Origin of the sequence: Peptoniphilus harei (genome assembly GCF_900454685.1) — a bacterium.
Lineage (GTDB): Bacteria > Bacillota > Clostridia > Tissierellales > Peptoniphilaceae > Peptoniphilus_A > Peptoniphilus_A harei.
Genome location: NZ_UATM01000016.1, coordinates 1 through 8,222 on the forward strand (window position 1 = coordinate 1; position 8,222 = coordinate 8,222).

9 protein-coding genes and 6 pseudogenes are annotated in these 8,222 nt (G+C 26.2%); 8 read left to right on the forward strand and 7 right to left on the reverse strand.

All coding sequences use genetic code 11. The features are described 5' to 3' along the window. The 8 genes and pseudogenes from DRZ96_RS10440 to DRZ96_RS00755 all read left to right on the forward strand — a co-directional run. A partial coding sequence (locus DRZ96_RS10440; RefSeq protein ID WP_218563569.1) for a hypothetical protein occupies positions 1-180 on the forward strand: 180 nt, incomplete at its 5' end. Between the two features lie 359 nt (positions 181-539). After that, positions 540-857: pseudogene (locus tag DRZ96_RS12220) on the forward strand (hypothetical protein); the annotation flags it as partial. A 654-nt stretch (positions 858-1,511) separates the two neighbouring features. Next, complete coding sequence (locus DRZ96_RS00735) at positions 1,512-1,718, forward strand: GntR family transcriptional regulator (protein ID WP_256584728.1); 207 nt, start codon at positions 1,512-1,514, stop codon at positions 1,716-1,718. Between the two features lie 397 nt (positions 1,719-2,115). Continuing rightward, a complete protein-coding gene (locus DRZ96_RS11300; protein WP_256584729.1) occupies positions 2,116-2,508 on the forward strand; it encodes an ATP-binding cassette domain-containing protein in 393 nt (130 codons plus the stop codon). Between the two features lie 167 nt (positions 2,509-2,675). Beyond that, positions 2,676-2,903, forward strand: coding sequence for a hypothetical protein (locus tag DRZ96_RS11305; RefSeq protein ID WP_256584730.1), 228 nt, complete (start codon positions 2,676-2,678; stop codon positions 2,901-2,903). After that, on the forward strand, positions 2,891-3,319 hold the full coding sequence (locus tag DRZ96_RS00745; RefSeq protein ID WP_256584731.1) for an ABC-2 transporter permease: 429 nt from the start codon (positions 2,891-2,893) through the stop codon (positions 3,317-3,319). Before DRZ96_RS11305 ends, DRZ96_RS00745 begins: the two co-directional genes overlap by 13 nt. A 206-nt stretch (positions 3,320-3,525) precedes the next feature. Then, positions 3,526-3,747 (forward strand): annotated as a pseudogene (locus DRZ96_RS00750) (DUF3847 domain-containing protein); the annotation flags it as partial. Beyond that, positions 3,735-3,839 (forward strand): annotated as a pseudogene (locus tag DRZ96_RS00755) (MobA/MobL family protein); the annotation flags it as partial. The pseudogenes DRZ96_RS00750 and DRZ96_RS00755, both read left to right, overlap by 13 nt. Before the next feature lie 489 nt (positions 3,840-4,328). Here DRZ96_RS00755 and DRZ96_RS00765 read toward each other — a convergent pair. From DRZ96_RS00765 to DRZ96_RS00790, 7 genes and pseudogenes are all read right to left on the reverse strand, one after another. Beyond that, positions 4,329-4,433 (reverse strand): annotated as a pseudogene (locus tag DRZ96_RS00765) (MobA/MobL family protein); the annotation flags it as partial. Then, positions 4,421-4,645: pseudogene (locus DRZ96_RS00770) on the reverse strand (DUF3847 domain-containing protein); the annotation flags it as partial. The pseudogenes DRZ96_RS00770 and DRZ96_RS00765, both read right to left, overlap by 13 nt. Positions 4,646-4,846: 201 nt before the next feature. Then, a complete protein-coding gene (locus tag DRZ96_RS11310) occupies positions 4,847-5,185 on the reverse strand; it encodes a hypothetical protein (protein ID WP_256584732.1) in 339 nt (112 codons plus the stop codon). Positions 5,186-5,229: 44 nt separating this feature from the next. Continuing rightward, positions 5,230-5,490: a hypothetical protein gene (locus DRZ96_RS11315; protein WP_256584733.1), complete on the reverse strand. Its 261-nt coding sequence runs from the start codon at positions 5,488-5,490 to the stop codon at positions 5,230-5,232. Between the two features lie 400 nt (positions 5,491-5,890). Then, positions 5,891-6,369 (reverse strand): annotated as a pseudogene (locus DRZ96_RS11320) (ATP-binding cassette domain-containing protein). Continuing rightward, positions 6,366-6,746 (reverse strand): GntR family transcriptional regulator, encoded by a 381-nt coding sequence (locus DRZ96_RS00785; protein WP_322788181.1) that lies wholly within the window; start codon positions 6,744-6,746, stop codon positions 6,366-6,368. Before DRZ96_RS00785 ends, DRZ96_RS11320 begins: the two are co-directional and overlap by 4 nt. Positions 6,747-7,473: 727 nt before the next feature. Continuing rightward, a partial coding sequence (locus DRZ96_RS00790) for a Kiwa anti-phage protein KwaB-like domain-containing protein (protein ID WP_112889254.1) occupies positions 7,474-8,222 on the reverse strand: 749 nt, incomplete at its 5' end.

Consider the following 8,222-nt stretch of genomic DNA (forward strand, 5'->3'; position numbering starts at 1 on the left):
GAGTATAATCCAACAGGATATAAAGATGGCACTATAGAAACATGTGAAACTTCATATATAAATTATTATGACAGAGTTATTGACAGTTTTAGAAATAGCGATCATGTAGAAACAGAAATAGATCCAGATAATTATAATTTTATACTTTTGAAATCAAAAAAGAAGATGAAAATTTCCTGAAATTAAAATCTTTAGAAGAGTAACTAATTTAGAAAATTACATTCTAAGGGTATAATTGCAAGATTTAACGGAAATACTCTGAATAAGGTAGAAAGTAAATTAATAGGGATAGATGGGAGGTAACTTTATAGTAGTTGATAATAAAATAATAATATTGTCCATTACTCATTGGAAAGGATATTTAATCTAGATGAGCAGTTTAGAGATAATGCTTCAGCATTTTAACTCAAGAAGGATTAAGTGATGGTATAGTTAATTTGAAAGTTTTTATGAGATTGTTTAAATGATGGTCGCTATAGAAAAACTTTAACTAAGATGTCTAGTGAAAATATAGATGTATCTAGACATATGATAATTATAAAAATATCAAGGAAACTATTGATATGTTTAATTTAGATATAAATTATAATGAAAAACCGCGTTTTACTATAGTCTATGAAGAGAAAAGTCAAATCATGGACATACTAAGGATATTAAGAGATTCATATTATTTGAGTATTATTAATAAACAAAAAGGAGTAGATGACAATAAAGGAGGTTATCTTATGAATAAAAGGCTGGATAAGCTTTATAATAGTTTAGTTAGAACTATTATGTTTATTTCTTCATATTTTCCTCTTTATATTATGATAACAATTCTTTATTATAAGAAATTATTGAGGGTTTTAAGTGTATGAATGTTTTCTCAATTATTGTTACTTAGCATTGGTCTATTCATCATAATATCTATATTTAGCATTGTATTATTAAAGTTAGGAAAGGAGCAAGGAAAAACTAATTGAAGATTTGGAAAGGCCGGACGATACTGTTCTTAGCTATATTATGACATATATAATTCCTCTTGTAACGAATGGTGACAATACAACTGAGGTATATATGGCTAATATATTTCTTTTATTTTGATTGGTTATATTTATCTTAGATTAAACTTGATTTATTTGAATCCCTTATGGGCGATGTTCGGTTATATGATATATAGAGATTCGAATAGGGAGGTTATTATTACTAATATATCTAGAGAGCATTTGAAATGTATGAATAAATTAAAAGGGTACTACTTAAGTAACTATGTGTTTGTAGCTCATAAAAAAATAATTTAGAATATTAGAAAAGTATTAATAGGCGATAGAAATTAAAAACTCTATCGTCTTTTTTATATTCAAAATTAGGAAATTAAGGGGTTGAAAAAAATTTTTATTGGTGGTATTATTAAAACGATAAGTACACATAAGTACACTTCTGGAACAGGAGTGCATTATAAATATTATTATAAATACCGATTCTAGCGAACCGATTTATGAACAAATCGAAAATCAGATAAAAAACAAATTATGAATGAAGATTTGAAAACTGGAGATTCTATACCATCTATGAGAGTATTAGCTAAAAATCTTAAGGTAGCTGTAATTACAGTTCAAAAGGCTTATGAAAATTTACAAAAAGATGGATTTATTGAGACTATTCATGGTAAGGCAGTTTATATCAGCAAGAATATTGAATTACAAAAAATAGAAACATATAAAGAAGTGGAGATTTAGCTAAAAAATTGTCAAGAGCATACAATCAAGTTCTATTTCGTTAGATGACTAATAGATTTAATAAAAAAGATATATGAGGAGGGGCAATGATGGATTCATATGAAATAAATTAGCATTAAGGGTATCTGGATTAAATAAAAAGAATAAACAAATGATTTTTCTTTGAAAAATATAAATATTGAAGTACCTTATGGATCTATTGTAGGAAATATAGAAGAAATGGAGCGGGGAAAAGTACTACTATTTCTTGTATACTTGGAATGTTTCAAAAGATGAGGGAAAATAGAATATTTGGTACTGAAGATTGTAATCAAATAGATATTAAAAAACACATAGGTGTTGTTTTAGATGAGCCAAACTTTTCATTATTATTAACGTCTAATGAGATAAATGAGTAATGAAATTTAATTACAGTAATTGGGAAGAAGATAGTTTTAAAAATTATTTGAATAGATTTAATTTACCAATAGACAAGAAGACTAAGCAATTTTCATTTGGTATGAAAAAAAAGTTATCGTTGGCTATAGCGTTGTCTCACGAACAAACTTCTATATTAGATGAGATTACTTCAGGTTTAGATCCAGTAAGCAGAGATGAAATACTGGGTATATTGTTGGAATTTATAGAAAACCCAGAAAACTCCGTGTATATATCATCACATATTACAACAGATTTGGAAAAAATAGCTGATTATATAGTTTTTATGGATAATGGCAAAGTCGTGTTGAGTGAAGAAAAGGATGAATTGTTATATAACTATGGGATACTTCGTTGTACTGATAAGAACTAGAAAAAGTGGAAAAAACGGACATCATTTCATACAGGAAGGAATTTGGAAGGGTAGATATTTTAGTAAAAGATATATCGAAGATAAAGAATAAGTATAAAGAATTTGTTGTGAATAAACCAAATTTTGATGAGATGTTATTAATATTAACAGGGAAGGAGGACTAATATATGAAAGGTTTATTGTTAGAAATATATTACAAAAATATTAAAAACATTTTTATAATGAATGCATTTTTAATTTTAGTATGGATTCTAATAAATTTATTTGCTGACATACAAATGGTTGTTTTTGCGTATTTTGCAGTAGTAATTTTCGCTAACAGTTTGTTGCTTCTTTTATCTCAAAGAAAAGATTATGATTTAAATTATATAAATATGAATTCATGCTACCAATAAAAAGTAAAAATATAATACTATCAAAATATATAAGTCAAGTAGTTATTATTCTCTTTTCTATATTGATGTTGATTATTTTGAATTATATATCAATCTATCTAGGTAAGAATTATTTTGATTATGGATCTTCAGACTTAATAGCTTTGTTAAATGTTCTATTAGGTATTATTTTGCAACTAGTATCAATCTTCTACTTAGCCATGTACTTTATTGATTTAGAGAAAGGTGATTTGTGGATGGTTTTAGGCTTGATTGGGTCTATAATGCTAGTATCAATAGAAATATTTACATTAAATAGGCTTGGATTTTCTAAGTCAGGTGGAAATGTTGCACTTTGTGCAATATATTTGATGCTATTTATAACATCATGCGTATTGAACTCAAAAAGAATGGTAAATCTAAAATTAGATACTTAAAATGGAAGATGCTATATCTATATTAGGTTTTATGTATAGAATTAATAAGTAAATATATTAATATTCAGAGCTGCTGGACCTAAAATATGGTCTTGTAGCAAAGAGATAAAAACTTATTGAATTAGAAAATATTAAAACGTGGATATTTTAGGCGATAGAAATTAAAAACTCTATCGTCTTTTTTTATTACAAGAAAGGAGTTATATATGAAAAATTTAGAGCAAATAAGACAAGAGTCAAAAGAAATAAAAGATAAAATTGATGATACAGAAGAAAGATTAAAGCAACTAAAAAATCAAGAAAAGAAGATATTAAAACAAGACATAGTGAAAAGAAGAAAAGAAAGAACTCATAGACTAATCATAAGAGGAGCAATCTTAGAAAGTCTTATAGAAAATACAGAAGAACTAACAGATCAAGAAATAAAAACCTAATTGAAAGATTTATAAAAGAAAATTTAACATCACAAGGAATGATAGTAGATTATGCAATTCATGATGAGAGTCAAGACAAAAATGGGTAATAATTTTATATAAGTTAAAAGTTTTACTAGGCTAAGAATAGATTTTTTACGAAAATTGTTACTTGTCCTAAAGCTTGGTAAGGTTCTAATTCTAATGAAGGTGATGGCAAAATTATGAAAGAAAAAATTATTATTAAAAAATTAAAAGAAGATCGCAGAAATGAAATCTACACAAATAGAGGAATTAACACCAATATTCCAGCTAAAATTTTCGCAAATCTTTGAGAAAATTTACTGGAATAATTGGGGTTAATTCCTCTATTTGTTGTATTTGAAGATTTTCATTATCTGTCCGATTCTTCAATTTCTTTTAATTTTATTGTGAATAATAATTTTATTTTAGATTTCTTTCGATCTTTTTTAATTATTTTTTCCATCATCACCTTCATTAGAATTAGAACCTTACCAAGCTTTAGGACAAGTAACAATTTTCGTAAAAAATCTATTCTTAGCCTAGTAAAACTTTTAACTTATATAAAATTATTACCCATTTTTGTCTTGACTCTCATCATGAATTGCATAATCTACTATCATTCCTTGTGATGTTAAATTTTCTTTTATAAATCTTTCAATTAGGTTTTTATTTCTTGATCTGTTAGTTCTTCTGTATTTTCTATAAGACTTTCTAAGATTGCTCCTCTTATGATTAGTCTATGAGTTCTTTCTTTTCTTCTTTTCACTATGTCTTGTTTTAATATCTTCTTTTCTTGATTTTTTAGTTGCTTTAATCTTTCTTCTGTATCATCAATTTTATCTTTTATTTCTTTTGACTCTTGTCTTATTTGCTCTAAATTTTCATATATAACTCCTTTCTTGTAATAAAAAAAGACGATAGAGTTTTAATTTCTATCGCCTAAAATATCCACGTTTTAATATTTTCTAATTCAATAAGTTTTTATCTCTTTGCTACAAGACCATATTTTAGGTCCAGCAGCTCTGAATATTAATATATTTACTTATTAATTCTATACATAAAACCTAATATAGATATAGCATCTTCCATTTTAAGTATCTAATTTTAGATTTACCATTCTTTTTGAGTTCAATACGCATGATGTTATAAATAGCATCAAATATATTGCACAAAGTGCAACATTTCCACCTGACTTAGAAAATCCAAGCCTATTTAATGTAAATATTTCTATTGATACTAGCATTATAGACCCAATCAAGCCTAAAACCATCCACAAATCACCTTTCTCTAAATCAATAAAGTACATGGCTAAGTAGAAGATTGATACTAGTTGCAAAATAATACCTAATAGAACATTTAACAAAGCTATTAAGTCTGAAGATCCATAATCAAAATAATTCTTACCTAGATAGATTGATATATAATTCAAAATAATCAACATCAATATAGAAAAGAGAATAATAACTACTTGACTTATATATTTGATAGTATTATATTTTTACTTTTTATTGGTAGCATGAATTCATATTTATATAATTTTAAATCATAATCTTTTCTTTGAGATAAAAGAAGCAACAAACTGTTAGCGAAAATTACTACTGCAAAATACGCAAAAACAACCATTTGTATGTCAGCAAATAAATTTATTAGAATCCATACTAAAATTAAAAATGCATTCATTATAAAAATGTTTTTAATATTTTTGTAATATATTTCTAACAATAAACCTTTCATATATTAGTCCTCCTTCCCTGTTAATATTAATAACATCTCATCAAAATTTGGTTTATTCACAACAAATTCTTTATACTTATTCTTTATCTTCGATATATCTTTTACTAAAATATCTACCCTTCCAAATTCCTTCCTGTATGAAATGATGTCCGTTTTTTCCACTTTTCTAGTTCTTTATCAGTACAACGAAGTATCCCATAGTTATATAACAATTCATCCTTTTCTTCACTCAACACGACTTTGCCATTATCCATAAAAACTATATAATCAGCTATTTTTTCCAAATCTGTTGTAATATGTGATGATATATACACGGAGTTTTCTGGGTTTTCTATAAATTCCAACAATATACCCAGTATTTCATCTCTGCTTACTGGATCTAAACCTGAAGTAATCTCATCTAATATGAGAGTTTTGTTTCGTGAGACAACGCTATAGCCAACGATAACTTTTTTTTCATACCAAATGAAAATTGCTTAGTCTTCTTGTCTATTGGTAAATTAAATCTATTCAAATAATTTTTAAAACTATCTTCTTCCCAATTACTGTAATTAAATTTCATTACCTCATTTATCTCATTAGACGTTAATAATAATGAAAAGTTTGGCTCATCTAAAACAACACCTATGTGTTTTTTAATATCTATTTGATTAACATCTTCAGTACCAAATATCTCTATTTTTCCCTCATCTTTTTGAACATTCCAAGTATACAAGAAATAGTAGTACTTTTCCCCGCTCCATTTCTTCCTATATTTCCTACAATAGATCCATAAGGTACTTCAATATTTATATTTTTCAAAGAAAAATCATTTGTTTTATTCTTTTTATTTAATCCAGATACCCTTAATGCTAATTTATTTTCATATGAATCCATCATTGCCCCTCCTCATATATCTTTTTTATTAAATCTATTAAGTCATCTAACGAAATAGAACTTGATTGTATGCTCTTGACAATTTTTTTAGCTAAATCTTCCACTTCTTTATATGTTTCTATTTTTTGTAATTCAATATTTCTTGCTGATATAAAACTGCCTTTACCATGAATAGTCTCAATAAATCCATCTTTTTGTAAATTTTCATAAGCCTTTTGAACTGTAATTACAGCTACCTTAAGATTTTTAGCTAATACTCTCATAGATGGTATAGAATCTCCAGTTTTCAAATCTTCATTCATAATTTGTTTTTTTATCTGATTTTCGATTTGTTCATAAATCGGTTCGCTAGAATCGGTATTTATAATAATATTTATAATGCACCTCCTGTTCCAGAAGTGTACTTATGTGTACTTATCGTTTTAATAATACCACCAATAAAATTTTTTTCAACCCCCTTAATTTCCTAATTTTGAATATAAAAAAAGACGATAGAGTTTTTTAATTTCTATCGCCTATTAATACTTTTCTAATATTCTAAATTATTTTTTTTATGAGCTACAAACACATAGTTACTTAAGTAGTACCCTTTTAATTTATTCATACATTTCAAATGCTCTCTAGATATATTAGTAATAATAACCTCCCTATTCGAATCTCTATATATCATATAACCGAACATCGCCCATAAGGGATTCAAATAAATCAAGTTTAATCTAAGATAAATATAACCAATCAAAATAAAAGAATATATTAGCCATATATACCTCAGTTGTATTGTCACCATTCGTTACAAGAGGATTATATATGTCATAATATAGCTAAGAACAGTATCGTCCGGCCTTTCCAAATCTTCAATTAGTTTTCCTTGCTCCCTTTTCCTAACTTTAATAATACAATGCTAAATATAGATATTATGATGAATAGACCCAATGCTAAGGTAACAATAATTGAGAAAACATTCATACACTTAAAACCCTCAATAATTTTCTTATAATAAAGAATTGTTATCATAATATAAAGAGGAAATATGAAGAAATAAACATAATAGTTCTAACTAAACTATTATAAAGCTTATCCAGCCTTTTATTCATAAGATAACCTCCTTTATTTGTCATCTACTCCTTTTTGTTTATTAATAATACTCAAATAATATGAATCTCTTAATATCCTTAGTATGTCCATGATTTGACTTTTCTCTTCATAGACTATAGTAAAACGCGGTTTTTCATTATAATTTATATCTAAATTTAAACATATCAATAGTTTCCTTGATATTTTATAATTATCATATGTCTTAGATACATCTATATTTTCACTAGACATCTTAGTTAAAGTTTTTCTATAGCGACCATCATTTAAACAATCTTCATAAAAACTTTCAAAATTAACTATACCATCACTTAATCCTTCTTGAGTTAAAAATGCTGAAGCATTATCTCTAAACTGCTCATCTAGATTAAATATCCTTTCCAATGAGTAATGGGACAATATTATTATTTTATTATCAACTACTATAAAGTCTACCTCCCCATCTATCCCTATTAATTTACTTTCTACCTTATTCAGAGTATTTCCGTTAAATCTTGCAATTATACCCTTAGAATGTAATTTTCTAAATTTAGTTACTCTTCTAAAGATTTTAATTTCAGGAAAATTTTCATCTTCTTTTTTGATTTCAAAAGTATAAAAATTATAATTATCTGGATCTATTTCTGTTTCTACATGATCGCTATTTCTAAAACTGTCAATAACTCTGTCATAATAATTTATATATGAAGTTTCACATGTTTCTATAGTGCCATCTTTATATCCTGTTGGATTATACTCAACTATCTCTTTGTCTGAAAAAGTTT

Bases quoted from the DNA above. Each gene is read 5' to 3' on its own strand.
- DRZ96_RS00735 (WP_256584728.1), top strand. From the start codon at position 1,512: ATGAATGAAGATTTGAAAACTGGAGATTCTATACCATCTATGAGAGTA.
- DRZ96_RS11300 (WP_256584729.1), top strand. From the start codon at position 2,116: ATGAAATTTAATTACAGTAATTGGGAAGAAGATAGTTTTAAAAATTAT.
- DRZ96_RS11305 (WP_256584730.1), top strand. From the start codon at position 2,676: ATGAAAGGTTTATTGTTAGAAATATATTACAAAAATATTAAAAACATT.
- DRZ96_RS00745 (WP_256584731.1), top strand. From the start codon at position 2,891: ATGCTACCAATAAAAAGTAAAAATATAATACTATCAAAATATATAAGT.
- DRZ96_RS11315 (WP_256584733.1), bottom strand. From the start codon at position 5,490: ATGAAAGGTTTATTGTTAGAAATATATTACAAAAATATTAAAAACATT.